The organism is Halobellus sp. EA9 (assembly GCF_051195055.1).
GTDB lineage: Archaea > Halobacteriota > Halobacteria > Halobacteriales > Haloferacaceae > Haloquadratum > Haloquadratum rubicundus.
In genome coordinates this window covers 129,298-152,276 of the sequence record NZ_JBNTJW010000006.1, presented here as the reverse complement: position 1 = coordinate 152,276, position 22,979 = coordinate 129,298, and the positions used below count along the sequence as shown (strand labels likewise).

The following is a 22,979-nucleotide window of genomic DNA, read 5'->3' as shown; positions in this document are numbered from 1 at the left end:
GCGACCGTTCCCGACAGAATCTTGTCGCGGGCACCCGGAATCCGGCTATGGCCATCGACGCGGGCGACGAGGTCGCGGTCGAGTACGTCGGGCGGTTCGAGGACGGGACCGTCTTCGGGACCTCGAAGTACGAGGTCGCGGTCGATCAGGGACTCGCCGACCCGGCCGAGACGGACCCGGACGCGTACGATCCGCTCGTCTTCGTCGTCGGCGCGGACGAGGTGATCGAGGGGCTCGACGACGCGGTCCGCGGGATGGACGCGGGCGAGTCCGCCACCGTCCGCGTGCCGCCGGAGGCCGCCTACGGCGAAATCCGCGAGGAGCGCGTCCGCGAGTACGACGCCGAGGCGTTCACGGCGATGGTCGGCACCGACCCGGCCGTCGGGATGCACGTCGAGGCCGAAAACGGCCTCCACGGCGACGTCGTCGCCGTCCGCGAGGGAAGCGTCGAGGTCGACTTCAACCACGAACTCGCCGGGCGGACGCTCGTCTTCGAGATCGAGATCCTCGACGTCGAGACCGGCTGATCAGGACGAGCGCGGCGTTCCGCGCGCCGCCGCGAGAGCCGGCCGAGCACGCGCGAGCGTTCAAATACGAGGACGGTCCCATCCCCGTCGTGTCTACTCGCCCCGAGACGATCCCGTTCTCGCACCTGGCCCGCGCCGCGTACTGCCCGCGGCAGCTCTACTACGCCCGCCGCGACGACGATCTCTCGCCGCCCGAGGACGTCGCCGCCGTCCGCGACCTCGCGTTCGCCTACGACCGCCTCCGGGGGATGCGCGACGAGCGCCTCGCCGACCGCCCCATCGCCGTTCCGCCAGCGGAGTACCGCGCGAACCTCGCGACGGTCGCCGAACGCGACGACTACGCCGCGCTCGCGGAGCCGGCCGTCCGCGACGCGTTCCTCCGCGGCCGCGACTGCCACGGGGTCGCCCACAAGGTGATCGGCGTCGATCCCGAGGGCGCGGCTGAGGTCGGAAGCGGGGCTGACGACAGCGACGTCAGCGACGGAAGCGGCGATACGACTCGCGACGGCGTCTCGCCGACGCCCGTCGTCGTCTCCCCAGGCGCGCCGCCGGAGCGGGGCGTCTGGGAGCCCCAGCGCGTCCGGGCGGTCGCCGCCGCGAAGGCGCTCGCGTGGGAGCGAGAGCGCGACGTACCGACAGCGCTCGTCGAGTACCCCGCCCACGGCGTCGTGCGGACGGTCCGGCTGACGACGCGCAACAAGAGCGCCTACCGGCGCGTCCTCTGGACGGTGCGGTCGATGTCGGGCGTGCCCTCGCGCACGCACGAGAAGTCGAAGTGCGAGGCCTGCGAGTACCGCGACGCCTGCGGGACGAAGACGCGCTCGCTGAAGACGATGCTCGGACTGGGGTAGCGGGGAAAACAGTCAGCCCTCCACGTCGGGCTCCGTCCCGGTCTCGTCGGCCAGCCACGCGACGATGGCGTCGCCCATCGCGCCCCGGCGGTGGACGACGTTCCGCTCGGGATCGACGACCGTGCTCCCGCCGCCCGGCGCCTCGCCGGCGTCGATCACGGCGCTGACCGAATCGTGGAGGTCCGGGTCCAGGTCGGCGACGCGGACCGCGCTCGGCGCGCCGCTCCGGTTCGCGCTCGTCGCCGTGACGGGCGTCGGCGCGACCCGCTCGAACAGCGCCAGCGCCACGTCGTGGTCGGGGATGCGCACGCCGACGCGGTCGCGTCCGGCGGTCACGGCGTCCGAGAGCGCGGGATCGCGCTCGACGACGACCGTGACCGGCCCGGGCAGGAACGCCCGCATAAACCGGAGCGAGCGCTCGCTCGGCTGGGTGTGCCGCTGCGCGACGGCGACCGACGGCACGCCGATCGACAGCGGCTTGTCGCGGTCCCGGCCCTTCGTCTCGAAGACGCGCTCGACCGCCTCCGCGCTCGTCGCGTCCGCGCCGAGGCCGTACACCGTCTCGGTCGGGTAGACGACGGTCTCGCCGCGCTCGATCGCGGCTGCCGCCTCGTCCAGCGCGCCGTCCAGGCGGCTGGGGGGCGACTCGTCGAAGTCAGTCATCGGTTTCGCTTCGCATCCCGGTTAGACGAGGGCGTCGATCGCGGCCTCGATCTCGTCGTACTCGGGGAAGGCGGGCCACTCGCTCGCGACCCACGCGTACTCGATCGTCCGGCCGCCGTCGAGCAGGAAGACCGCCGGCCGGGGCTCGACCACGCCAGTCATCCCGTCGAGGTCGTGTTCGATGCCGTACTGCTCGGCGACGTCGCCCGCGGGGTCCGAAAAGAGGCGGGCGCCCTCGGCGCGCTCCGCCAGGAGGTCCTTGTGCTCGTACGGCGAGGAGATCGACAGGCCGACCACCTGGACGTCCGCGGCGAACCCGCGGTCGTCGTACTCGTTCCAGATGTAGGTCGTCGGGAACGCGCCGTCCATCGGGTGGAAGGTCAGGAGCGTCGGCCCCTCGGCCACGACCGCCGAGAGCGAGGTGTCCTCCCAGTACTCCTCGTTCACGAGCGGGCGCGTGAAGTCCGGCGCGGTGTCGCCCTCCTCGGGGTGGTCGGCCTCCGAGAGGGAGACGACCTCGAAGTCGACCATCAGGCCGCACCCCCATCGCCGTAGGTCGTCTCCAGGTACTCGACGATGTTCGCCGACTCCGACATCGTCACGCCGGTGTTCTCGTCGACGATCGCGGGCACGCTCCGCTTGCCGGAGACCCGCTTCACCACGTTCCGCTCGGAGTGCATCGGCTCGATGAACCGCGAGCGGTACGACAGGTCGAGTTCGTTCAACACGCGCACGACGCGCTCGCAGTACGGGCACGCCTGGAGTCGGTACAGCGTGATCTGTGGCTCGGACTCGCTCATACCCGGCCATTTGGGGCGAGCCGTCCCTAAGGTCTTCGCACGCGGCAGCCCGCGCGTCCGGCCGCCGGCGCGACGGACCGGGCCTCGAACGGCCGCGTTCGCGCCCGTATCCGCCGCCGAGGGTAACTCTTAATTCCCGGGCCAGACAAGGTGACGTAGTTATATGGGCTTGTCTCCGCCACTCACGTCTCTCGCCGCTCGCGGTCCTCGCGGCCTCGTCGAACGGATCACCGTCGGACCCGCCGGTCCCATCGACGGCCCCGTCGTCGACGCGGCGGTCGCGCCGTCGGCCGCGGTCCTCCAGGCGATCCCGGTCAACGACACGACCGTCACGATCGCGGGCGCGATCGCGATCCTCGTCCTCATCGGCTTTTCGGCCTTCTTCTCTTCCTCGGAGATCGCGATGTTCTCGATCGCAAAGCACCGCGTCGACTCGCTGGTCGAAGACAGCGTCCCGCGGGCCGAGACGGTCGCCGAACTCAAGTCCAACCCCCACCGCCTGCTCGTGACGATCCTCGTCGGCAACAACATCGTCAACATCGCGATGTCGTCGATCGCGACCGCGATCGTGGGGATCTTCTTCGACCCCGGGACGGCGGTCCTCGTCTCGACGTTCGGGATCACGTCCCTGGTGCTCCTGTTCGGCGAGAGCGCCCCCAAGTCGTACGCCGTCGAGAACACCGAGTCGTGGGCGCTCCGGATCGCCCGGCCGCTGAAGTACTCCGAGTACGTCCTGCTCCCGCTGGTCGTCGTCTTCGACTACCTGACCCGCGTGATCAACAAGGTCACCGGCGGCCGGTCGGCGATCGAGACGTCCTACGTCACCCGCGACGAGATCCAGGACCTCATCCAGACCGGCGAGCGCGAGGGCGTCATCGAGGAGGACGAACGGGAGATGCTCGACCGCATCTTCCGCTTCAATCAGACCATCGCCAAGGAGGTGATGACGCCGCGGCTCGACATGACGGCGGTCCCGAAGGACGCCAGCATCGACGAGGCGATCGAGACCTGCGTCCAGTCCGACCACGAGCGCGTCCCGGTCTACGACGGCAACCTCGACAACATCATCGGGATCGTCACGATCCGGGACCTCGTCCGCGAGAAGCACTACGGCGAGGGCACCGCGTCGCTGACGGACCTCGTCCAGCCGACGCTGCACGTCCCAGAGTCGAAGAACGTCGACGAACTCCTCACCGAGATCCAGGACAACCGCCTGCGGATGGTGATCGTCATCGACGAGTTCGGGACCACGGAGGGGCTCGTCACCCTCGAAGACATGGTCGAAGAGATCGTCGGCGACATCCTCGGAGACGACGAGGAGGAGGCCTTCGAGCTCGTCAGCGGCCGCGAGACGCTCGTCCGCGGGGAGGTCAACATCGACGAGGTCAACGAGGAACTCGGCCTCGACCTCCCGGAGGGCGAGGAGTTCGAGACGCTGGCCGGCTTCATCTTCAACCGCGCGGGCCGACTCGTCGAGGAGGGCGAAGAGATCACCTACGACGGCATCACGATCCGGATCGAACAGGTCGACAACACCCGGATTATGAAGGCCCGGATCACGATCCCCGAGGAGCCGGACCACGAGGAAGGCGACGACTCCGAGGCCGAAGACGAGCGGTCGGAGTCGCCGACCCAGGAGTAGCGCGCGACGTCCGCCCCACTCCCGACTTCTCGATCTTACAGCACGAACTCGATCGCGGTGAACGCCGCGTACGCGGCGCCGAACGCGAGCGCCAGCGACCCCGCCCACGCCAGCGCCGTCTTGAGCATCTTCTCACGGCTCACGCCCGCGCCGCCCGCGGCGTAGCCGCTACCGATGATGGCGCTGACGATGATCTCGTTGAACGAGACGGGGATCCCGAGCGCGACCGCCGTCTGGGCGATCGCGAACGAGGGGATCATCGCCGCGATCGACCGGCGCGGGCCGAGCGAGGAGTAGTCCTGCGAGAGCGCCTTGATCATCCGCGGCGCCCCGGTCCACGACCCCACGAGGAGCCCGAGCCCCCCGCCGACGAGGAGCGCCGGGAGCGGGACCGCCACCGCATCCAGGAGCGGCACGAGCGGGCCGATCGCCAGCCCGACCTGGCTCCCGCCGGCGGAGAAGGCGACCAGGCCGCCGAGGACGAGGAGGAACCGCCGCTGGCCCTGCGCGAGGTCTTTCGTCACCTCCCGGCGGACGAGTCCGGCGCCGACCAATCCAAAGAGCGCCGAGACGACGACGACGCCGGCGTCGACCCCGACGACCGGGAGCACGATCGGAGGCGTCGCGGCCGCGCCCACCTCGGCGAGCGAGCGGCCGGACTCCCCGCTAAGCACGGCGAACCGGACGTTCGCGACGAGCAGGCCGACGACGCCGCCGAGTGCGGGCACCGCGACGGGCTCCGGGACGGACTCGTTGCGGAGGAACCGCGCCGTCCCGTAGGCGATCCCGCCGCCGACGAACGGCGTCAGGATCCACAGCGCCGCGATCTCCTGGTACTTGGCGATCGCCGGCCCGCCGCCGTTGGCGAGGCCGACCCCGACGACCGCGCCCGTGACGGTGAACGCGGTCGCGATCGGGTAGCCGGCGAAGACGCCGGTGGCGACGAGCGCCGCCGCGACTAGGAGCGCGACCGTCGACGCCGACGCGGTGAGGACGTTGCCGACGACGAGTTCGGTCCCGACCGCTTCCGTGACGTTCGCGCCCTGGAGGACGGCGCCCGCGAGTCCGAGCACGCCGACGATGAACCCCGCGCGCATCACCGAGATGGCGTTCGCGCCGACCGCGGGAGCGAAGGGCGTCGACCCCGAGGAGCCGGCGCCGATCGACCACGCCATGAACAGGCTGGCGAGCGCGGCGACGACGAGCGTCGCGAGGATGGCGACCGCTACCATCGCGATTACTTCCCCCGGTAGCCCTCGTCGAAGCCGTCCCGGAGCCCCGTCAGCGTCCGCCTGACGAACAGATACGCGAAGAAGACGAAGCCCAGGAGGAAGACGACGAGCAGGATCAACGCCGGGTTCGACGCCGCAAAGTCGACGACGGCGTCGACCTGTGCGGGCCCGCCGCCGCGTTCGAGATCGAGAGATCGCCCGACGACGCCCGGCCGGGAGGTGGACATACGCCCCGCTTTCCCCGGCGTCAGTAAAGGCGTTTCGCCGGCGTCGCGCGGCGGTGCGACGGCGACGCGGCGCTCCGGCCGCCGACAGGGGGAAGACTCATCATACAGGCGTCGATACCGTGGGGCGATGGCCGACATCCTGCCCTCCCGGCCGGACCTCCCCGACGACGAGGACAAAGACCCCCGCGTCGTCGGGCTCGACAGCGACGACGTCGACGACCTCCTGGCGGCGATCTCCTCCGAGACGGCGCGGCAGCTCCTGGGGGAACTCCACGAGGAACCGGGACCGCCCTCGGACCTCGCGGACCGCGCGGACACCTCGATCCAGAACGCCCAGTACCACCTCGATCGCCTGGAGACCGCCGGCCTCATCGAGCCGGCCGGCACGGCCTACTCCGCGAAGGGCCGGGAGATGACGGTCTATGCGCCCTCGGACCAGGCGCTCGTCGTCGTCGCCGGGAGCGAGGACGACACCACCGGGCTCCAGTCCGCGCTCACCCAGCTGCTCGGCGGACTGGGCGTCGTCGCGCTCGGGAGCGTCGTCGTCGACCGGCTCGTGCGGGCGGGCGCCGGCCCGACGCTCTCGACCGGTGCGGGGAGCGCGGGGGGCGACGGCGGCGCGGGCGGATCCGCCGACGGCGGTGCGACGGCGGCCGACGCCGAGGGCGGCGGGACGAACCTCACCGGGGGGACGACGGCCGAGCCGACCGCGACGCCGACGGCCGAACCCGCGACCGCCACGGCGACAGAGAGCGATATGCAGATCGCGGAGGCGACCGGCACGCCCACCCAGACGCCGACCCAGACCCCGCTTCCGGAACCCACAGAGACGGTCGCGGAGACGACGCGGACGGCGACGGAGGCGGCCCAGACCGCCGCGGCGACGACCCAGTCGGCCGCGGGCGGGGATCCGATCGGCGCGCTCGGATCGGCCGTGGCGTCGCTCCCGCCGGGGGCGTTCTTCTTCCTCGGCGGCGTGGTCGCGCTGGCCTTCGTCGCGATCGCGTGGCAGCGGTAGTCCGCGGCTGTCGGGATCGCGGTGCGCCCACGCCGATTCTGTCGCTGATCGAGAATGATCAAAGCGACATTTGAGTCTACGCCGTTTATATAACGTTTCCACCCCAAGCACCACTTGCAGGGTCGTCGCCCGCGGTCGGTCGTCCGGTCCGACGCCTCTCCCCCTCCGGACGGCCGTGCCGGTCGCCGAAGCTGCTCCCTGCCCCCTGCCCCCCCTTCGAGCCACGGCGGCCGAACGTCTCAGCCGCCGGCGACGGCCCCACGCGCACTTTCTTTCCCTCGCCTCCTACCGGCCCCGAGCCCCGCGTCCGTCGACGACGAAGGACTCGAACGGCTCGCCGTCGACCGTGACGAGCCGGCCCTCGACGCCGCCTCCCTCGCGCCGCTCGAACTCCGCGTGTGCGGCCCGGTTGCCCCGGGGCTGGGCGTGGCTGCCGGGATTGACGAGGGCGACCTCGTCGGTCGGCTCGTAGGTGGGGCGGTGGCTGTGGCCGAACAGGACGACGTCGGCGGCGCGCTGGCGCCCGAACAGCGCCAGCGCCGTCGAGCCGCCCCGCTGCCGGTGGGTCATCGCGAACGTCAGCCCCGCGAAGGTGAACGTCCGCGCCTCCGGCAGTCGGTCGCGGATCCCGGCGTCGTCGTTGTTGCCGGAGACGCCCAGCAGGCGGTCGGCCTCGCGCTCGAAGTCGTCGAGGACGGGCTCGCGCATAAAGTCCCCCGCGTGGGCGACGAGGTCGGCCTCCCGGACGGCGTCGAGCGTCCGACCGGAGAGGCGGTGGGTGTCGGTGCTGTGGGTGTCCGAGACGACGGTGAGCATTACGGGGCCGTACGCCGGCGGCCCACAAGAACTGTCCGACGTCAGGCGGGGCAACGGTGTCCGGCGGGGCAAGAAGGAACGCGACGGCGCCGCGGGTCGCGCTCGCGTGAAAACCACTTTATTCCCGTCGTTAGAGAGCAGTCGTATGGCCGGAAGCAGAGGCGTCGTCCTCGCCGCGCTCTTCGCGAACGGGGCGATTGCCGTCCTGAAGTTCCTCGGATTCATCCTCACCGGCAGCCCCTCGATGCTGTCGGAGACGTACCACTCGGTATCGGACACGGGAAATCAGGTGTTCCTCCTGATCGGGATCCGCTACAGCGACAAGCAGACGAGCCGCGAACACCCCTTCGGCTACGGGAAGGCGCAGTTCTTCTACTCCTTCCTCGTCGCCGTCCTGCTCTTCGGCATCGCCGGCTGGGAGTCGGTCAAGCACGGCTACGACGCGATCGTCCACGGGACCCACGGCGTCGCCGGCCCAGTCTCGATCGCCGGGTTCTCCTTTCCGTCGTGGTACGTCAACGTCGCCGTCCTCCTGGGCGCGATCGGCTTCGAGAGCTACGCGTTCGCGAAGGCGAACAAGGAGCTCAGACGCCAGATCGACAAGTACGGCTGGACGGGGCTCCGCGACGCCTTCCGGAAGACCAGCGACGTGACGACGCTGACGGCGTTCACAGAGGACACGATCGCCCTTCTGGGCGCGGGGCTGGCGCTGGCCGGCATCCTCCTCTCGAAGACGACGGGCAACGAGATCTACGACGCCGTCACGGCGCTGCTCATCGGGATTATGCTGATGGGGTTCGCGGTCGCGCTCGCGTGGGAGAACAAGCGGCTCCTCCTCGGCGAGAGCCTCCCGGCGGAGGTCGAAGCAGAGCTCAGAGCGGCCATCGAGAACGCGCCGGAGGTCGTCCACATCGACACCTTCCGGACGGTGTACATCGGCCCGCAGAGCGTGCTGGTCACGACGGACGTGAGCTTCGTCCCGGAGACCCAGGCGATCGACCTCGACGAACTGATCGCCGACCTCGAAGACGAACTCAGGGCCGTCGACGACCGGATCGAACACGTCTACGTCGAGCCCGAGGTCTGATCTCGGGGTCCCGTTTCTCACGCTCGGAGCGTCCCGACCGCGTCGCCGACCCGCTCTATCGCCTCCTCGATGTCGTCGCGGTCGACGTCCAGATGCGTGCAAAAGCGGGTGAGATGCGGCCCGTGCGCGCCGCCGCGGACGCCGACGTCCCCGCAGGCGGCGACGAACGCCTCCGCCTCGACCCCGAGGTCGTCGGTGTGGACCTGCACGATGTTGGTGTCGGGCTCGGGGACCCGGAGCCCCTCGATGTCGTCGAGGCCGACCGCGAGTCGGGCCGCGTTCTCGTGGTCGTCGGCGAGGCGGTCGACGCTTTCGAGGGCCAGGAGACCGGGCGCGGCGATCAGTCCGGCCTGGCGCATCCCGCCGCCGAACAGCTTCCGGACCCGTCGGGCCGCCGCGACGAAGTCCGCATCGCCCGCGAGGATCGAGCCGACGGGCGCGCCGAGCCCCTTCGAGAGGCAGAACAGCACGGAGTCGACGTCGCGGACCATCCGCGACGGATCGACGTCGAGCGCGACGCAGGCGTTGAACAGGCGCGCGCCGTCGAGGTGGACGGGGACGTCGCGGTCGCGGGCCGCCTCCGCGACCGCCGTGATGGCCTCGGGCGCGACCGCGACCCCGCCGCGGGCGTTGTGGGTGTTCTCCAGGGTCAGGAGGCCGGTCCCCGGCCGGTGGAGGCTCTCGGCGACGTAGGCCGACTCGAACTGTTCGGGCGTCGGGACCGCGTCGCCGGCGTCGACCGGCCGCGTCTGGAGTCCCGACAGCTGCGCGAGGCCGCCGAGCTCCCACTGGTAGATGTGTGACTTCCGGTCGAGGACGACCTCCTCGCCGCGCTCGCCGTGGACGCGCGCGGCGATCTGATTGCCCATCGTTCCCGTCGGGACGTACAGCGCGTCCTCGACGCCGACCAGGTCGGCGGCGGTCGCTTCGAGGTCGTTCACCGTCGGGTCCTCGCCGTAGACGTCGTCGCCGACGTCCGCGTCGGCCGCGGCCGCCCGCATCGCGTCGGAGGGCCGGGTCACCGTGTCGCTCCGGAGATCGATCGCCATACGTCGTAGTCGTCGACCGGCGCCAAGAAGGAGGTGGTCCGCGTCGCGAGTCGGCGTCGCCTCGGTCGAGAATATTCTACTAGAGGATGCCGTCAAAACATTCGGCCTCGAAAAGCCGCGCTGGTCCCGCCCGGCTCAGCCGAGCAGGAACTTCGCGATCCGGGTGTTCGCGAGGTCGAGCTCCTCGATGTAGGCGTCGAGTCCGAGGACCCGGCCCGCACCGAGCGTCGCGAGGGTGACGAAGAGCAGCAGGCCCATCAGGTCACCGTTGACCAGCCCGTGCGCCCAGTCGGCGTTCCCCAGGTAGAAGAACACCATCAGGAAGGCCCCGAAGAACGAGGCCAGCCTGACGAGCGCGCCCACGATCAGGCCGAGTCCGATGAGGAACTCGCCGGCCGGGATCATCACGTTCGTGAGCTCCATCAGCCACGGCGTCCCCGCGGCCCACGCGAAGAAGCCGTGGATCGGGCTCGCCGAGGTCCCGTGGAGCAGGTAGCCCGTCGCGTCGAAGGGCTCGCCCGCCACGAAGGCGAACTTCGTGAAGCCCGCGTGCAGGAACCAGTAGCCGGTGACGACCCGCAGGATCGCGAGCCAGTAGCCGGCGACGGTGCCCTGGAGGTCGAAGTCGAGGACGTTGCCGAACGTCGTTTCAGTCGCCGCTTGGGTTGTGGGGGTTGCCGTGGTCATTGTTCTTCACCTTACAACTGTACCGTCGCGAGCAGAGCGCATATAACGGACATCTGATTCCCGAGTCGCCGGAAATGGCGCGTGCCAGTGTCTCTCAGTCCGATCTAATTCCTCGAACCGTAGCGGCATCCGCACGACTGCGCGGTGGGTTTTTGTACCGCTACGCGCACGGACAACGTATGTCAGAGGACAGACTCGTACTCGGGATCCACCCCTCGGTATCGGAGCTCTTTCCCCCGTCGAAGCTGCGCGAGGAACTCGGCGACGTCCCCGTCGTCGTCGTCGAGGAGATGGACGGCGACGCCGACACCGACGGCCTCGACGGCGTGGTGACGTTCACCTACAGCGAGGCGTTCCTCGACGCGGACCTCCAGTGGATCCACTGCGTCCTCGCGGGCGTCGACGCCTTCCCGCTCGACGACCTGGAGCGGGCGGGAATCCGGCTCACGAACAGCAGCGGCGTCCACGGCGACGCCGTCGGCGACACGGTCCTGGGCTATCTGCTCCAGTTCGCCCGCCGGCTCCACGTCTACCGCGACAACGAGCCCGAGCGGACGTGGCGCTACCCAGACTGGCACGAGACGTTCACGCTGTCGGGAGAGACCGTCTGTGTCGTCGGCCTCGGGACGCTCGGCCAGGGCGTCACCTCGCGCGCGCAGGGCGTCGGGATGGACGTCGCGGGCGTGCGCCGGACGCCGACGCCGATCCCCTCGGTCGACGACCTCTACACGCCGGACGCGCTCACCGAGGCCGTCGCGGACGCGCGCTTCGTGGTCCTGACGGTCCCGCTCTCCGAACGGACGCGCGACCTCGTCGGCGCCGACGAACTCGCAGCGATGCGCGACGACGCCTACCTCGTCAACGTCGCGCGCGGCGGCGTGGTCGATCAGGACGCCCTCGTGGACGCGCTGGAGGCCGGCGAGATCGCGGGCGCGGCGCTGGACGTCTTCGAGGAGGAGCCCCTCCCCGACGACACGCCGCTGTGGGAGCTGGAGAACGTGATCGTGACGCCCCACGCCGCCGGCGCGACGCGGGACTACGCCGGGCGCGTGGCCGCCCTGATTCGGGAGAACCTCACGCGGATTCGCGACGGCGACTCGCTCGCGAATCAGGTGGTGTGAGCGCCTCGGACGTCCGTGGCGGACGGTTCGCTCGCGTCGCTCTCGACGGAGCGGCCGCTCGCGGGCGCAGTGTATCGCAGAAGGTCCGGGTGCGAGAATTGAACCGAAATCAGACGTGCTCGCTCACTGCGTTCGCTGCGCGCGACTGATAGGGTTGATTTCTCCGTGCGGACATTCGTCTACTCACTTCGTTCGTAGACAGAAGGTCCGGGTGCGAGAATTGAACCCGCGTCTCAGCCTCCACAAGGCTGAAGGATAGTCCACTACCCTAACCCGGACACGCACCTTCAGGTATCCCGGTCGAAGCCAAATACGTTACGACTCTCGGGTGGAGTGGGCCGGTCTCACACGATCCGCTCGACGGCGCGCTCGCCGAGTCCCACCGCGAGACTTTTGAGCCACAGCGCGCTACGGACGGCCAACCGTGGCCATCACGGACAAAGTCTACCTGAAGAACCACCGCCAGATCGTCTCCCAGCTCGACGTCAACATCCCGAAGGGGGCGTTCTCGGGGGCGACGATGGACGTCCTCTACTCCGGGGAGGGCCTCGCGAAGCTCGACGACGCCACCCGCGACCGGCTGCTCGACTTCGCGGAGGACTTCCTCGACCCGGAGAACCCGGACGACCTCTACACCGGCTACCCCGAGCGGCAGTTCGTGCGGTACCTCCTGGAGCTCCGCGCGCAGGGGCTCGGCCCCGACGCCATCGTCGACGTGATGAGCGACGAGTATATGCTGTACGCCTACCCCGGCGACGTCCTCTCGTTCCTCGACAGCGCCGTGCGGACGCTTGAGGCGGCCGAGACGCTCGCCGAGGTCGACGGCGACGACGAGATGGAAGCGAAGATGCGGAAGGCTCGGAAGGCGCTCTCCGGCTAGGCTCCGCGACGGCGCTCAGGGCGAGTCGTCCCGCAGGCGGTCGCGCGACGGCGGCCGATCGAGGTCGATGCCGAGGCTATCCAAGTCGAAAGGAGGGCTCATCCGCCTCGCTGCCGTCGAGGTCTTCGAGCTGGATGACCTCCTCGTTCTCGTCTTCGAGCTGCTCGCGGAGGTAGTTCACGTACCGCTTGTGCTCTTCGAGCTGCTCGCGGAGGTGATCGGCCTCCAGTTCGAGGCGCTCGTGCTCCCGAACGAAGCTCTTCGGCACCTTGACTTTCGGCGGGAAGCTCTCCTCGTCGCCGTTTCGGAGCTGTTCGAGTTCGTGTTCGGGGACGACCTGGACCTGGCCGTCGTGGGCAACGAGCGTGTCGACGTAGTCGCGGAAGACCGCCGACAGGGAAATGTCGCGCTCCTCGGCGATCTCTCGGAGCGTCTCGAACGCGTCCTCGTTGACGCGGAACGAGATGGTCTTGTTTTTGTTGCCCATTAGCTCGTTCCCCAGTTCGTCGTCCTACCCACTTAATGCTTCGTCAGACAGCATAAAAGGGCGGCCGCCGGCGGCGGGCTACGGCTCGGGCTGGAGGTCCGCGTCCGGCTCGTTCCCGCCCGCGTCCGCGGGACCGCTGTCGCCGAGGCCGAGCTCGTCGCCGTCGGACTCTTCGAGGCCCTCCAGCGCCGAGACGGTCGATTCCTTGTATCGATCGATCGGGAGGTCGTACTCCTCGCGGGCCATCCGCGCGTACTCGTTGCCCTCCTCGTCGAAGGCGTCGATGCGATCGAGCGTCCGCTCGGCGGTCTCGACGACCCAGCGGTCCCGGGTCGCGGCGTCGACGATCTGGATCGACTCCGGTCTGACGGAGACGTTGACCGAGCCGTCGTCGGTCTCGTAGGTCCGCGGCTTGCCCACGACGGCGACGTAGGCGGGCGGTTCGAGGTCCCGGAGCGTGCTCGCGGCCTCGGGCTGATACTGGCCCGCGTAGACGAAGAACGTCCCCGTCGGGTCGACGATGCGGCCGCGCCAGTACTCGTTGTCCTCGCCGACGTCGTCTTTCTCGGTCAGCGTGCCGACGAAGAACACGCGGTTGGCCTTCGCCCCCGTCGGGAGCAGCAGGTAGACCGGCGCGCGGTCGTCGTCGGACTCTTTGAAGGTGAAGGCGGCGTCGTTGAACTCGTCTGCGAACACACGCCGGGCGACTTCGCGGGAGGGAATCTCGTTGGCACTCATTTCAGATCGACCTCGCTTTGATCAGGACCGCTTCCGGGTCCGCCGGTTCGGTGAGCCGCTCGACCTCGTCGGCGAGGACGTAGCGCCCGAGCTCCGGGCCGGAGACGCGGTAGTACGTCCCGACCAGGTCCTCGCGCATCTCGTCGACGACGACGGTGGTGTCGAGGGCGTCCATCGCCATCTGCTGGGCTTCGTCCAACTCGATCCCGGTGAGGTCTTCTGTGACCTCGCGGCCGAAGATGACCTCGTGGACCGTCTCGCCGTCGTCGAGGACGCCCTTGATCCGCAGGTCGAACTCGCCTTCGACGTCGCCGTGCTCGGAGCAGCGCCCGTTCTGGAGGACGCGCGTGCAGCCCTCCTCGGGGCATCGCTTGATCAGGCCGCTCCCGGACTGGATGTCCACGAGCGCGCCCTCGACGGTGACGGCGTCGTCGCCGACCTCGATGTCCGTATCGAGCTTCTCGATGGTCGTGGTCTTGTTGAGCTTCACCGAAAAGTTGCCCTGGTACTCGTCGGTGACGACGTTCCCGAGGCGGTAGACCGCGCCCTCTTCGAGCTCCGGTAGGTCGGAGGTCTCGAAGGCGACGAACTTCGTCCGGCCGGACTCGTCGCCGAGCAGGCCGACCTGGGCGACCGACTCGCTTCTGGGCTCCCAGAGCTCGACGACCTTCGCGGTCACGTCGATCCACTGCTCGTCCTCGTCGATGTCGGTCAGTCGGACCTCGTCGTTGCCGCCCTGGCCGATCTCGTCGCGTTCGAGCCCGGCCTCTTCGAGGTAGCTGTTTTCGACCGAGCGCCGCGCCTCCTCGACGGGCACGCGGTACTCGTTTACGAGCGTCTCCAGGCGCTCTTCGACGTCCGACTGGTCGACGTCCAAGTGGTCCGAGAACTGTTCGGCTATCTCCGCTGCGTGTGTTCGCAGGTCTGACATGGTTGCAATCGCCTCCACCTTGGTTTTCGTTGGGAGGCACACGACGGTTGGTTCCCAATCGGTAATAAACTGTCGTGACCGGAGTGAAAGTGGAAATCCGGCCGCTCACAGCCCGCGATCGCGCCGCCACCAACGGACCTATACCGGTCGCAGTTCGACCTGTGACCGATGAGCGACCGCCTCGAACGGCTCCTGCGAGAGAAGTTCCGCGAGGCCGGGCGGCAGTACGCCCGCGCCCGCGACGCATACCAGGAAGGTCGCGAGGACTCCGAGGGGCAGGCGGCCGGCGCCGACGCCGCCGGCGCCCTCCCGCGCGACGACGAGGGTCGCGTCCGCATCGTCTGTCGCCGCCACGCCGACCGCCGAGTCGTCGACGTCGACAGCGAGGGCCGGCCGTCGTGCTTCGAGGCGGACCACCCCGATTGCGAGGGGTGCGCACAGGACGTCCGCGACGGGATCGTGGAGACGTGGGGATGAGCGAGTCGACCCACACCGAGACCGAGCGGCCAGTCGTCGCGGTCGTCCTCGCCGGCGGCACGGGGTCTCGGCTCTACCCGGCGAGTCGCGCCGATCGCCCGAAGCAGTTCCTCCAGCTCCTCGGCGAGGCGTCGCTGCTGGAGCGGACCGTCTCCCGCGCCCGCGAGGTCGCAGAAGAGGTCGTCGTGGTCACGCGCGAGTCGTACGCCGAGGGGGTCCGCGAGCGCGCTCCCGACGCCGACGTGCTCGTCGAGCCCGCGGGCCGCGACACCGCCCCGGCGCTGCTCTACGCGACGGCCCGGATCGACGTCGCCTACGACGACTGCGTGGTCCTGGCGCTGCCGAGCGACCACTTCGTCGGCGAAGGCTTCGCCGAGGCGGTCGGCCGCGGCGTCAACGTCGCCGCCGCGACGGATCGCCTCGTTACGTTCGGCGTCGAGCCGACCCGCCCGGAGACCGGCTACGGCTACATCGAGCCCGACGCGGACGCCGACGCCGACGGCCCGGACGCGGACTGGGCGCCGGTCCGGTCGTTCCACGAGAAGCCCGACGCCGACACCGCCGAGTCGTACGTCGCGGCCGGCCACTACTGGAACGCCGGGCTGTTCGCGTGGCGCCCCGAGGTCTTCCTCGGGGCGGCCGCGACCTCGCCGATTTCCGAGCTCTACGACGCGCTCCGCACGGCGGATCTGCCCGCCGGTCTCGCGGCCGACGCCGTCGATCCCGACGTCCGAGCGGCGTTCGACTCCGCCGACCCGGTGAGCGTCGACTACGCGATCTTCGAGGTCGCCGACGACGTCGCGGTCGTCCCCGTCTCCTTCCGCTGGGACGACGTCGGGTCCTGGGACGCCCTAGAGCGCGTGGTCGAGCCCGACGCGGACGGCACCGTCGCGGCCGGCGACGTCTCCGTCCGTTCGCTCGACGCCGCGGACAACGTCGTCGCCGCCGACGGCGCGCACGTGTCGCTCGTCGGCGTCTCGGGACTGGCCGTCGTGGCGTGGGACGACCGCGTGCTCGTCGTGCCCAAAGAGCGGGCGCAGGACGTCAAGCGCCTCGTCCGGGACCTCGAAGACCGCGGGGAGTTCTGAGGCGGGCTCGCAGGAGCGACGCGGAGCGGACGGTCCGATCAGTCCGACGACCGCCGCACCTGCACGCGCCCGCCAGTCGTCACGCCGACGAGCAGGGGCTCGCGGACCTCCCGCCCCTGAACGGCGTCGCCGGCGGCGTCGGAGATGGCTTTCATCAACTCCGGCGCGGTCCGGTTCACTTTCACGCCCGCCTCGTCGCAGGCGTCGTAGACCTGTTTCGGGACGTCGTAGAGGTCGGCGCCCGCCTCGACGGTGATCCGGACCGGGGCGGCGAGCGCCTCCGCGAACGCGACGGTCTCGCGCGCCCGCTCGACGTTCCGGCGCGCGCTCGACTCCACGCTGGAGACGTTCGCCCGCGACGTCCCGAGCATCGAGGCGATCTCGGACTGCCGGACGCCCTGCTCGCGCAGGACGAGCACCTCGGCCTGCCGCCGCGTCAGGACGCTCTCGTCGGCGTCGAAGCCGGTTTCGGCGAGGATCTCGTCGACGTCGGCCGCCGACGCCAGCCCGGGCGTGTCGCTCCCGGCGGCGTCCTCGCTCCCGCCGTCTCCGGTTCCCGACCCGTCCGCGCTGTCGCCACCGTCGCGCTCGGCGTCGTCCATACGCGCCCGTAGCGCCCCGCGCGCAAAAAAGATACAGAAGCGCGGCCGCGGTACCGCCGCTTCGCAGGAGGAATCGGAGCAAAAACCCGGAATACCGCGACTGTCCGTGCCGTTCGCGCCGCCGCCGCGGGCGGGCTATCCGCCCCAGAAGTTGTCCCGGCTGCCGAGCGCAGTCGGGCGATCGGGGCCGCTGCTCCCGCCGTCGTCGGACTCGCTCCCCTCGTCTGCGGACTCGTCGGTGTCGCTCTCGTCGGCTTCGTCCTCGTCAAGTGGGAGCCGCTCGACGACCTTCTTGGCGGTCGCGTGGTTCGACTTCACTCGGTCGATCCGGACCACCGCGCGCGCCGGCGGGAGGATCCCGTCGATGAGGACGATGAAGCCGTCGTCGGTCCGGCCGACGCCGGCCCCGCTCTCGTGGATGTCGTCGACCTCGACGACGATCTCCTGGCCCGGCTTGACCGGCTGGGCCTTCAGGTCGCGGATCGGCTGGTCGTAGTTGTTACACCATTCGGCACCGCCCCGGTCGCCGTAGTACTGACACCCCATCCCGTCGATCCGCTCGGAGTACCGGGGGCAGTCGTCGGCCAGCGGACAGTCGGACATAGCGTGACGTACTCCACGGCCTGTCTAAACGCTTGCGGGTCCCCACCCCCGAGCGCCGTCCCGGTGTCGGGACTGCCCGCCCACCGCAACGTTTTCGGCCGTCTCGTTCCCAGCCCTCGTATGAGCCGCCGCGTCCCCGAGTTCGCAGTCGTCACCGGCGTCTTCCTCGGGCTCTCCGCGCTCGTCTCGGGCGTCGCCCTCGGGTGGAGCCTCTATGCGACCGTCGTCGTCACGGCCGGCGTCTCCTACCCGTTCGTCGCCTTCGGGGTCCTCCGCGACGACGACCCCGCGGCGACGATCCGCCCCCGGCCGGTGCTCGCGCTCGGCTTCGCCGTCGCCGCCGCGGGTGCGGTCGGCGTGCTCCTTGACGACCCGACTCCGCGGGGCGCCCTCTTCGCGCTCTCGGTCGCCGCGCTCCTCGCCGCGCCGCCCGCGGGCTACGCCACTCGCTACGGCGCGGACGTCAATCCGCTCTCCCCGACGGCGACGGTGTTTGCCGGCGGCACCGTCGGGACCGCGCTCGTCGTCGCGGGACTCGCCATCGGTGCGCCGTACGTCGGTACTGCGGTCGGCATCGCCGCCGGACTCGGCGCCGCGCTCTACGGCACGGCCCGCGGCGTCGCGTTCGCGGCGCGGACGAAGCGGCGAGCGGCCGCGGGCGGCGCGCTCCTCGGTCTCGGGATCGTCGCCGCCGGCGTCGCTCGCGGCGGTCCGCTGGCCGACTGGCTGCTCGTCGGGACCGCGATCGCGCTGGTCCCGAGCCTCTACGCGGCGCTGACGCGGGAATCGGACGGGCGGTCCGTCAGATCGCGATGAAAAATCGACCTACGCCAGCGGCGTTCGCTCGACGACCGTCCCGCTCCCAGCTTTTGCGCTGCGCTCGCGACGCTCGCTCGGCAAAACCTGTCTCGCTGAGCGTAGCGAAGCGAGGCTCGTGAGGCGCCCCGCGTTCACGGTGGACCAAAAGCCTCGCCTGCCGGCTCGGCCGCTCTCGCTCTCGCGCTCGCGAGACTACGCCAGCGGCGTTCGCTCGACGACCGTCCCCTCGACGGTCGGATACTGCTCGACGATCTCGCCCTCGGGCACGTCGCCCTCCTCGATCATCTCTTCGAGGAGCCACCACGCCACCTCGACGTGGTCGGACTTGATGGTGTAGAACTCCTCGGGCACGCCGAGGGCGTCGAGGTCCTCCGGCGAGATCCAGGTCTTCCCGTAGACGAGCGTCCCGTCGTCCGTCACTTCGTCGAACGGCCGCCGGATGTTCCGGGCCATCCGCTTGAGGCGGTTCCGGTGCTGGGCGGCGTCTTTGAACACGGAGGTACAGAAGTAGACGCGCTCGTGGTCGCCCATCGTCTCCAGGATCTCCTCCTTCGAGCCGTCGACGGCGGACATATGGTTCTCCTGGAGTTCGTAGCCCTGCTCTTGCATCCGGCGGTAGTTGCCGTCGCTCATCTCGAACTCGTTGATGTTGCAGAACTCCGCGGCGCCCTCGTCGAGGAACTCCAGAAACTCCTCCTCGGCGCGGATGCCGGGGATCTCGAACGCGGGCGTGAGCCCTTCCTCGCGGGCGATGTAGAGGATGTCCTCCCACTCGGTCCCGTGGAGGTCACCCCACAGCTCGTACGGCGGGTGGAACCGGATCTCGTCGAGGCCCGCCTCCGAGAGGCGGCGCATATTCTCCCGGCCGCCGGTGATGCCGGTGTAGAGGTGCGTGTGGTGGTCCTCGCCGAACTCGTCTTTCAAAAGCGAGAGGTACCGCGTCGTCTTCGCCATCGCCTCCTGGGGCTCGCCGCCGGTGATCGAGGTTCCCAGGGCGTCCATCCGTTTCGCCTCCTCGATCACGTCCTCGTCGGACTCGACGAGGCGTTCGTTGGCGTAGACGTCTGTGACGTTCTTGCGGTTCTCGCCGAGCGGGCAGTAAAAGCAGTCGCGCTGATCGCAGTACCCGTAGACGAAGAGCACCATCTTGCCCCCCTTCGCGCACTGCTCACAGCCCTTCGAGATCATTCGACCTACCGTACCTGTCGGAGCCTCAAAAGTCGTGCTATGTGGGACGCGGAGCCGCCGGTCCCGAAAACAGATATACTCCGATTGCATATGCTCGATGGATGCTGCTGGTCCTCTGTGTCGACCTCGACGACGACCTCGGCCGGAAGACGGGGCTCGACACCCCCGTCGTCGGCCGGGAGGCCGTCGAGTCGGCCGCCGTCGCGCTCGCGACAGCGGACCCGGAGGACTCCGACGTCAACGTCCTCTTCCAGGGGATCCACGAGTACGACGGGCTTGAGGAGGACCCCGAGGTCGACGAGGAGGTCGCGGTCGCGGCGGTCACGGGGACCCAGGGCGGCGACGTGAAGGCCAACCGCGCGATCGGCGAGGAGATCGACCGCGTGCTCGCGGGCCTCTCGACCGGCGAGAACGTGAGCGCCATCGTCATCACAGACGGCGCTCAGGACGAGTCGGTGCTGCCGATCGTCCGCTCGCGGGTCCCCATCGACAGCGTGCGCCGCGTCGTCGTCCGCCAGGCGCAGGACCTGGAGTCGATGTACTACACGATGAAGCAGGTCCTCGCCGACCCGGAGACCCGCGGGACGATTCTGGTCCCGCTCGGAATCTTGCTTCTCATCTACCCGTTCGTCACGATCGCGAGCCTCTTCGACGTCCCCGGCGCGGTCGTCCTCGGCGTCATCTCGGCGCTCTTGGGTCTGTACACCCTCTTCCGCGGGCTCGGCCTGGAGGACGCCGTCGACGACACCGCAAACCGGATCCGGGAAGTCCTCTACGAGGGCCGGGTCACGCTCATCACCTACGTCGCCGCCGCGGCCCTGCTCGTCGTCGGCGGCTTCCGGGGCTACGCGCTCTTCGAGATCGTACGCGCGACCGTCGCCGACCCGACGCCGCCGATCGTGCTCGCGGCGCTCGTCCACGGTGCAGTCCAGTGGTTCGCGGCCGCGGGCGTCACCTCCAGCCTGGGGCAGGTGACCGACGAGTACCTCTCGGATCGGTTCAAGTGGCGCTACCTGAACGCGCCCTTCTACGTCGTCGCCATCGCGGTCGTGCTCTACGTCGTCTCGGGCTTCTTCCTCCCGCCGGACGCCGCGGGGGTGCAGTCGTTCACGATGACGCAGCTGGCGATCGGGCTCACGGTCGGGACGCTGTTGGGCGTGTTCAGCACGCTGGCGTTCGCGATCGCGGAGTCGCGGTTCCCGACGGCCGCGGACGCGACGAAGGGGTAGTGCCGACGGCGGCGACCTCCGCGCCGTTTCGCTGAGCCGTCGGCGTCGATTCCGATTCGCTTACCGCTCGCGGACGACGACGAACTCGGCCAGATCCTGCAGGTAGCCGAGCGGTTCGCTGTCGCCGACGTTCGAGGCCTCCAGCGCGTCGAGCGCCTGCTCGGACTGGTCGTGGGCCCGCTCGTTCGCCTCCTCGGCGGAGAGCTTCGTGACCTGCACCAGCGACGGCCGGTCCATCTCGGCGTCCTGGCCGGTCGGCTTGCCCAGTTCCTCTGCGTCGGCCGTCGCGTCGAGCACGTCGTCGCGGATCTGGAACGCGACGCCGACCCGCTCGGCGTACTCCCCGAACGCCTCGACGGTGAAGGGGTCGGCGTCGCCGGCGACGGCGCCGAGCTCGGCCGCCGCGCGGAACAGCGCGCCCGTCTTCCGGCGCGCGAGCTCCATATACTCGTGCTCGTTCGTCGGCCGCGCGACGAGTTCGGTGGCCTCGCCCTCGCCCAGTTCGACCATCGCCTCGGCGACGATCTGGGTCGCGTGGTCGTTCGCCGAGAGCAGCGCGAAGGCCTCGCCGAGGAGGCCGTCTGAGGCGATGATCGCCGGGCCGTATCCGTACTCCGCCCACGCGCTCGCCGTCCCCCGGCGGACGTCCGAGCGGTCGATGATGTCGTCGATGACGAGCGACGCGTTGTGGACCAACTCGACCGCGACCGCGAAGTCGACCGCGTCCGCGGGGTCGCCGCCGCAGGCCTCGCACGTGAGTACCGTCACGGCGGGGCGGACGCGCTTGCCGCCCGCCAGCGCGACGTGTGCGACCTCGTCGGACAGCTCCGGGGGGTCGACTGCCTCGACGACCTCCTCGAGGCGCTCTTCGACCATCGACACCCGACGCTCCAGGTACTCCATTACCCGTCGCTGAGGATGGCGCGGCAAAAGAGGTTCCGGAAGCGAAAAGCCGACGGCGGACCGCCCCGCCTCGTCCCGTCCCGACCTACCTCACTGACCCTCGTCGGCGCCGTCGTCGACGCCCGCCTCGTCGTCCGGAAGCGAGATCAGGTTCTCGCGGCCGAGCCGGAGCTTGTCGACTCGCCCCTCGTCGGCCATCGTCGACAGCAACTGCGAGACCTTCGCGTCCGACCAGCCGGTCTCGTCGACGATCGTGGCCTGCTTCATCCGCCCGCCGTTCTGCTCCAACAGGCGCTCGACGCGCTCCTCGTCGGAGAGCAGCGAGAGATCGACGCCGGCTTCGTCGCCGTCCCCATCGCCGTCGGCGTCGCCCTCGCCTTCGACCCCCTCGGCGTGCTCGTCGACGTCCGGCCCCTCCTCGGTGACGGGTCCGCCGGGGTCGGCCGCGATCGACTCCTCGTCTGCGGCTCCGAACAGCGACCCGAGGAGCGGCACCCGTCCGTCGCTGCGGAACGCCCACGCGCCGGCGACGAGCGCGGCGACGACGAGCACGCCCGCGATGAGTCCGAGCGGCAGCCGTCCGGCGGGGCCGATCGCGCTGTAGGTGATGCGGAGCCGCTCTTCGCCTTCGAAGTCGGAGGGTTGGGTGAGGACGACGGCGCTCTCGCGCTGCTGGACGGCGATGCTCGTGCTCGAGACGGTGTACCCCTCGGGCGGGCTGATCCGGATCTCCTGGTTCTGATCGAAGATCGAAAGCCAGGTCCGCTGGTCGTCGGCCTCGGCGGTCGGGAGCAGGAAGGCGTCGTCGAGGACGAGCGTCTCGTTTTTGCCCTGCCGGAGGAAGTTCGTCCACTCGAACGTCAGCGCGAGCGTCCCGCGGCCCGCTTCAGCGTCGAGCGAACTGTGGTAGGTGACGTTCTCGATCGTCATCTCCCGCCCGGCCGCCTCGCTCGCTCGCTGGCTGAGCGACCGGAAGAGGACGGCGCTCGGGCCCACGTCGGCCGTCCCCGACTCGTACCGCGAGGCGATCTTCCGGAACCCCCGGGTCTCGTTTTCGGTTTCGAGTTCGTATCGGACCTCGATCCGCCAGTACGCGCTTCGGTCCGGGCGGAGCGCGATGTTCACGCTCGTGCGCGCGACGGCGCCGTCGCCCTCGGTCACCTGCGGCCGGGCGGCCGACGCCGACGGGTCGTCGGCGGCGGCGAGCGCCGGGGCCGGAGCGACGGCGGCGGAGACGAGGAGGAGGGCGAACCACAGCGCGGGTGTCCGCATTAGCAGGCAGTCCACGTGGAACGCTCAAAACGCTTTCCATCA

27 protein-coding genes and 1 tRNA gene are annotated in these 22,979 nt (G+C 69.9%); 11 read left to right on the top strand and 17 right to left on the bottom strand.

Annotated features, from left to right (window positions below):
- Positions 1–47: 47 nt before the first annotated feature.
- Complete coding sequence (locus ACQUQ0_RS09595) at positions 48–527, top strand: FKBP-type peptidyl-prolyl cis-trans isomerase (RefSeq protein ID WP_435184812.1); 480 nt, start codon at positions 48–50, stop codon at positions 525–527.
- 89 nt (positions 528–616) lie between these two features.
- The gene (locus ACQUQ0_RS09590; RefSeq protein WP_435184810.1) at positions 617–1,378 is read left to right on the top strand and encodes a hypothetical protein; all 762 of its coding nucleotides are present in this window, start codon (positions 617–619) and stop codon (positions 1,376–1,378) included.
- A gap of 12 nt (positions 1,379–1,390) precedes the next feature.
- On the opposite strand, the gene ACQUQ0_RS09585 is transcribed toward ACQUQ0_RS09590, so the two are convergent.
- From ACQUQ0_RS09585 to ACQUQ0_RS09575, 3 genes are read right to left on the bottom strand one after another with little or no spacing between them, the layout of a single operon-like run.
- Positions 1,391–2,041: an L-threonylcarbamoyladenylate synthase gene (locus ACQUQ0_RS09585; protein WP_435184809.1), complete on the bottom strand. Its 651-nt coding sequence runs from the start codon at positions 2,039–2,041 to the stop codon at positions 1,391–1,393.
- A gap of 21 nt (positions 2,042–2,062) precedes the next feature.
- Complete coding sequence (locus tag ACQUQ0_RS09580; protein WP_435184808.1) at positions 2,063–2,572, bottom strand: redoxin domain-containing protein; 510 nt, start codon at positions 2,570–2,572, stop codon at positions 2,063–2,065.
- The gene (locus ACQUQ0_RS09575) at positions 2,572–2,841 is read right to left on the bottom strand and encodes a glutathione S-transferase N-terminal domain-containing protein (protein WP_435184807.1); all 270 of its coding nucleotides are present in this window, start codon (positions 2,839–2,841) and stop codon (positions 2,572–2,574) included. Before ACQUQ0_RS09575 ends, ACQUQ0_RS09580 begins: the two co-directional genes overlap by 1 nt.
- 163 nt (positions 2,842–3,004) lie before the next feature.
- Between ACQUQ0_RS09575 and ACQUQ0_RS09570 the strand changes: the two genes are divergently transcribed.
- Positions 3,005–4,483, top strand: a complete 1,479-nt coding sequence (locus tag ACQUQ0_RS09570; protein ID WP_435184806.1) for a hemolysin family protein — start codon at positions 3,005–3,007, stop codon at positions 4,481–4,483.
- A 35-nt stretch (positions 4,484–4,518) separates the two neighbouring features.
- Here ACQUQ0_RS09570 and ACQUQ0_RS09565 read toward each other — a convergent pair whose 3' ends face one another.
- The gene (locus tag ACQUQ0_RS09565) at positions 4,519–5,715 is read right to left on the bottom strand and encodes an anion permease (RefSeq protein WP_435184804.1); all 1,197 of its coding nucleotides are present in this window, start codon (positions 5,713–5,715) and stop codon (positions 4,519–4,521) included.
- Positions 5,716–5,720: 5 nt separating this feature from the next.
- Positions 5,721–5,942, bottom strand: a complete 222-nt coding sequence (locus tag ACQUQ0_RS09560; protein ID WP_435184802.1) for a hypothetical protein — start codon at positions 5,940–5,942, stop codon at positions 5,721–5,723.
- A gap of 127 nt (positions 5,943–6,069) precedes the next feature.
- On the opposite strand from ACQUQ0_RS09560, the gene ACQUQ0_RS09555 reads away from it, so the two are divergent.
- Entirely contained in the window at positions 6,070–6,960 is an 891-nt protein-coding gene (locus ACQUQ0_RS09555; protein WP_435184801.1) for an ArsR/SmtB family transcription factor, read from the top strand.
- 285 nt (positions 6,961–7,245) lie between these two features.
- Here ACQUQ0_RS09555 and ACQUQ0_RS09550 read toward each other — a convergent pair whose 3' ends face one another.
- Positions 7,246–7,776: a metallophosphoesterase gene (locus ACQUQ0_RS09550; protein ID WP_435184800.1), complete on the bottom strand. Its 531-nt coding sequence runs from the start codon at positions 7,774–7,776 to the stop codon at positions 7,246–7,248.
- Positions 7,777–7,921: 145 nt separating this feature from the next.
- Here ACQUQ0_RS09550 and ACQUQ0_RS09545 point away from each other — a divergent pair, with 145 nt between their 5' ends.
- A complete protein-coding gene (locus ACQUQ0_RS09545; protein ID WP_435184799.1) occupies positions 7,922–8,863 on the top strand; it encodes a cation diffusion facilitator family transporter in 942 nt (313 codons plus the stop codon).
- Positions 8,864–8,880: 17 nt separating this feature from the next.
- On the opposite strand, the gene ACQUQ0_RS09540 is transcribed toward ACQUQ0_RS09545, so the two are convergent.
- Both ACQUQ0_RS09540 and ACQUQ0_RS09535 read right to left on the bottom strand, forming a co-directional pair.
- Positions 8,881–9,912 carry a threonine aldolase family protein gene (locus tag ACQUQ0_RS09540; protein ID WP_435184797.1) on the bottom strand — a complete coding sequence of 344 codons (1,032 nt, stop codon included), beginning with the start codon at positions 9,910–9,912 and terminating at the stop codon, positions 8,881–8,883.
- Positions 9,913–10,047: 135 nt separating this feature from the next.
- Positions 10,048–10,599, bottom strand: coding sequence for a DoxX family membrane protein (locus ACQUQ0_RS09535; protein WP_435184795.1), 552 nt, complete (start codon positions 10,597–10,599; stop codon positions 10,048–10,050).
- Between the two features lie 179 nt (positions 10,600–10,778).
- Here ACQUQ0_RS09535 and ddh point away from each other — a divergent pair, with 179 nt between their 5' ends.
- A complete protein-coding gene (gene ddh, locus ACQUQ0_RS09530; protein WP_435184793.1) occupies positions 10,779–11,720 on the top strand; it encodes a D-2-hydroxyacid dehydrogenase in 942 nt (313 codons plus the stop codon).
- 205 nt (positions 11,721–11,925) lie between these two features.
- Here the strand turns inward: ddh and ACQUQ0_RS09525 are convergent.
- A tRNA-His gene (locus tag ACQUQ0_RS09525) sits at positions 11,926–11,998 on the bottom strand.
- 146 nt (positions 11,999–12,144) lie between these two features.
- Between ACQUQ0_RS09525 and ACQUQ0_RS09520 the strand changes: the two genes are divergently transcribed.
- Positions 12,145–12,600, top strand: a complete 456-nt coding sequence (locus tag ACQUQ0_RS09520; RefSeq protein ID WP_435184792.1) for a DUF5814 domain-containing protein — start codon at positions 12,145–12,147, stop codon at positions 12,598–12,600.
- 76 nt (positions 12,601–12,676) lie between these two features.
- Here ACQUQ0_RS09520 and ACQUQ0_RS09515 read toward each other — a convergent pair whose 3' ends face one another.
- From ACQUQ0_RS09515 to ACQUQ0_RS09505, 3 genes are all read right to left on the bottom strand, one after another.
- Positions 12,677–13,087 (bottom strand): ribbon-helix-helix protein, CopG family, encoded by a 411-nt coding sequence (locus tag ACQUQ0_RS09515; protein ID WP_372390814.1) that lies wholly within the window; start codon positions 13,085–13,087, stop codon positions 12,677–12,679.
- A 78-nt stretch (positions 13,088–13,165) separates the two neighbouring features.
- Complete coding sequence (locus ACQUQ0_RS09510; RefSeq protein WP_435184791.1) at positions 13,166–13,825, bottom strand: RPA family protein; 660 nt, start codon at positions 13,823–13,825, stop codon at positions 13,166–13,168.
- A gap of 1 nt (position 13,826) precedes the next feature.
- On the bottom strand, positions 13,827–14,756 hold the full coding sequence (locus ACQUQ0_RS09505) for a replication factor A (protein WP_435184790.1): 930 nt from the start codon (positions 14,754–14,756) through the stop codon (positions 13,827–13,829).
- A 168-nt stretch (positions 14,757–14,924) separates the two neighbouring features.
- Between ACQUQ0_RS09505 and ACQUQ0_RS09500 the strand changes: the two genes are divergently transcribed.
- Both ACQUQ0_RS09500 and ACQUQ0_RS09495 read left to right on the top strand, forming a co-directional pair.
- Positions 14,925–15,233, top strand: a complete 309-nt coding sequence (locus tag ACQUQ0_RS09500) for a DUF7091 family protein (protein ID WP_435184788.1) — start codon at positions 14,925–14,927, stop codon at positions 15,231–15,233.
- Positions 15,230–16,321, top strand: coding sequence for a mannose-1-phosphate guanylyltransferase (locus ACQUQ0_RS09495; RefSeq protein WP_435184787.1), 1,092 nt, complete (start codon positions 15,230–15,232; stop codon positions 16,319–16,321). The genes ACQUQ0_RS09500 and ACQUQ0_RS09495 overlap by 4 nt, the downstream gene beginning before the upstream one ends.
- A gap of 38 nt (positions 16,322–16,359) precedes the next feature.
- On the opposite strand, the gene ACQUQ0_RS09490 is transcribed toward ACQUQ0_RS09495, so the two are convergent.
- Together ACQUQ0_RS09490 and ACQUQ0_RS09485 are read right to left on the bottom strand one after the other, a co-directional pair.
- Entirely contained in the window at positions 16,360–16,923 is a 564-nt protein-coding gene (locus tag ACQUQ0_RS09490; RefSeq protein WP_435184785.1) for a Tfx family DNA-binding protein, read from the bottom strand.
- 135 nt (positions 16,924–17,058) lie between these two features.
- A complete protein-coding gene (locus tag ACQUQ0_RS09485; protein ID WP_435184784.1) occupies positions 17,059–17,526 on the bottom strand; it encodes a TRAM domain-containing protein in 468 nt (155 codons plus the stop codon).
- A 120-nt stretch (positions 17,527–17,646) separates the two neighbouring features.
- On the opposite strand from ACQUQ0_RS09485, the gene ACQUQ0_RS09480 reads away from it, so the two are divergent.
- Positions 17,647–18,342, top strand: coding sequence for a hypothetical protein (locus ACQUQ0_RS09480; protein ID WP_435184783.1), 696 nt, complete (start codon positions 17,647–17,649; stop codon positions 18,340–18,342).
- 195 nt (positions 18,343–18,537) lie between these two features.
- Here the strand turns inward: ACQUQ0_RS09480 and ACQUQ0_RS09475 are convergent, their stop codons facing one another.
- Positions 18,538–19,533 carry a radical SAM protein gene (locus tag ACQUQ0_RS09475; RefSeq protein WP_435184781.1) on the bottom strand — a complete coding sequence of 332 codons (996 nt, stop codon included), beginning with the start codon at positions 19,531–19,533 and terminating at the stop codon, positions 18,538–18,540.
- Positions 19,534–19,634: 101 nt separating this feature from the next.
- On the opposite strand from ACQUQ0_RS09475, the gene ACQUQ0_RS09470 reads away from it, so the two are divergent.
- Complete coding sequence (locus tag ACQUQ0_RS09470) at positions 19,635–20,762, top strand: DUF373 family protein (RefSeq protein ID WP_435184779.1); 1,128 nt, start codon at positions 19,635–19,637, stop codon at positions 20,760–20,762.
- A 60-nt stretch (positions 20,763–20,822) separates the two neighbouring features.
- Here the strand turns inward: ACQUQ0_RS09470 and ACQUQ0_RS09465 are convergent, their stop codons facing one another.
- Together ACQUQ0_RS09465 and ACQUQ0_RS09460 are read right to left on the bottom strand one after the other, a co-directional pair.
- Positions 20,823–21,665, bottom strand: coding sequence for a polyprenyl synthetase family protein (locus ACQUQ0_RS09465; protein WP_372390793.1), 843 nt, complete (start codon positions 21,663–21,665; stop codon positions 20,823–20,825).
- A gap of 90 nt (positions 21,666–21,755) precedes the next feature.
- Positions 21,756–22,937 carry a helix-turn-helix transcriptional regulator gene (locus tag ACQUQ0_RS09460; protein ID WP_435184778.1) on the bottom strand — a complete coding sequence of 394 codons (1,182 nt, stop codon included), beginning with the start codon at positions 22,935–22,937 and terminating at the stop codon, positions 21,756–21,758.
- Between the last annotated feature and the right edge of the window lie 42 nt (positions 22,938–22,979).

Coding starts and splice junctions, on each gene's coding strand:
- ACQUQ0_RS09515 (WP_372390814.1), bottom strand. CDS start 13,087: ATGGGCAACAAAAACAAGACCATCTCGTTCCGCGTCAACGAGGACGCG.
- ACQUQ0_RS09595 (WP_435184812.1), top strand. CDS start 48: ATGGCCATCGACGCGGGCGACGAGGTCGCGGTCGAGTACGTCGGGCGG.
- ACQUQ0_RS09570 (WP_435184806.1), top strand. CDS start 3,005: ATGGGCTTGTCTCCGCCACTCACGTCTCTCGCCGCTCGCGGTCCTCGC.
- ACQUQ0_RS09565 (WP_435184804.1), bottom strand. CDS start 5,715: ATGGTAGCGGTCGCCATCCTCGCGACGCTCGTCGTCGCCGCGCTCGCC.
- ACQUQ0_RS09485 (WP_435184784.1), bottom strand. CDS start 17,526: ATGTCCGACTGTCCGCTGGCCGACGACTGCCCCCGGTACTCCGAGCGG.
- ACQUQ0_RS09585 (WP_435184809.1), bottom strand. CDS start 2,041: ATGACTGACTTCGACGAGTCGCCCCCCAGCCGCCTGGACGGCGCGCTG.
- ACQUQ0_RS09475 (WP_435184781.1), bottom strand. CDS start 19,533: ATGATCTCGAAGGGCTGTGAGCAGTGCGCGAAGGGGGGCAAGATGGTG.
- ACQUQ0_RS09510 (WP_435184791.1), bottom strand. CDS start 13,825: ATGAGTGCCAACGAGATTCCCTCCCGCGAAGTCGCCCGGCGTGTGTTC.
- ACQUQ0_RS09535 (WP_435184795.1), bottom strand. CDS start 10,599: ATGACCACGGCAACCCCCACAACCCAAGCGGCGACTGAAACGACGTTC.
- ACQUQ0_RS09495 (WP_435184787.1), top strand. CDS start 15,230: ATGAGCGAGTCGACCCACACCGAGACCGAGCGGCCAGTCGTCGCGGTC.
- ACQUQ0_RS09480 (WP_435184783.1), top strand. CDS start 17,647: ATGAGCCGCCGCGTCCCCGAGTTCGCAGTCGTCACCGGCGTCTTCCTC.
- ACQUQ0_RS09555 (WP_435184801.1), top strand. CDS start 6,070: ATGGCCGACATCCTGCCCTCCCGGCCGGACCTCCCCGACGACGAGGAC.
- ACQUQ0_RS09490 (WP_435184785.1), bottom strand. CDS start 16,923: ATGGACGACGCCGAGCGCGACGGTGGCGACAGCGCGGACGGGTCGGGA.
- ACQUQ0_RS09580 (WP_435184808.1), bottom strand. CDS start 2,572: ATGGTCGACTTCGAGGTCGTCTCCCTCTCGGAGGCCGACCACCCCGAG.
- ACQUQ0_RS09470 (WP_435184779.1), top strand. CDS start 19,635: ATGCTGCTGGTCCTCTGTGTCGACCTCGACGACGACCTCGGCCGGAAG.
- ddh (WP_435184793.1), top strand. CDS start 10,779: ATGTCAGAGGACAGACTCGTACTCGGGATCCACCCCTCGGTATCGGAG.
- ACQUQ0_RS09540 (WP_435184797.1), bottom strand. CDS start 9,912: ATGGCGATCGATCTCCGGAGCGACACGGTGACCCGGCCCTCCGACGCG.
- ACQUQ0_RS09505 (WP_435184790.1), bottom strand. CDS start 14,756: ATGTCAGACCTGCGAACACACGCAGCGGAGATAGCCGAACAGTTCTCG.
- ACQUQ0_RS09460 (WP_435184778.1), bottom strand. CDS start 22,937: ATGCGGACACCCGCGCTGTGGTTCGCCCTCCTCCTCGTCTCCGCCGCC.
- ACQUQ0_RS09550 (WP_435184800.1), bottom strand. CDS start 7,776: ATGCTCACCGTCGTCTCGGACACCCACAGCACCGACACCCACCGCCTC.
- ACQUQ0_RS09500 (WP_435184788.1), top strand. CDS start 14,925: ATGAGCGACCGCCTCGAACGGCTCCTGCGAGAGAAGTTCCGCGAGGCC.
- ACQUQ0_RS09465 (WP_372390793.1), bottom strand. CDS start 21,665: ATGGAGTACCTGGAGCGTCGGGTGTCGATGGTCGAAGAGCGCCTCGAG.
- ACQUQ0_RS09575 (WP_435184807.1), bottom strand. CDS start 2,841: ATGAGCGAGTCCGAGCCACAGATCACGCTGTACCGACTCCAGGCGTGC.
- ACQUQ0_RS09560 (WP_435184802.1), bottom strand. CDS start 5,942: ATGTCCACCTCCCGGCCGGGCGTCGTCGGGCGATCTCTCGATCTCGAA.
- ACQUQ0_RS09545 (WP_435184799.1), top strand. CDS start 7,922: ATGGCCGGAAGCAGAGGCGTCGTCCTCGCCGCGCTCTTCGCGAACGGG.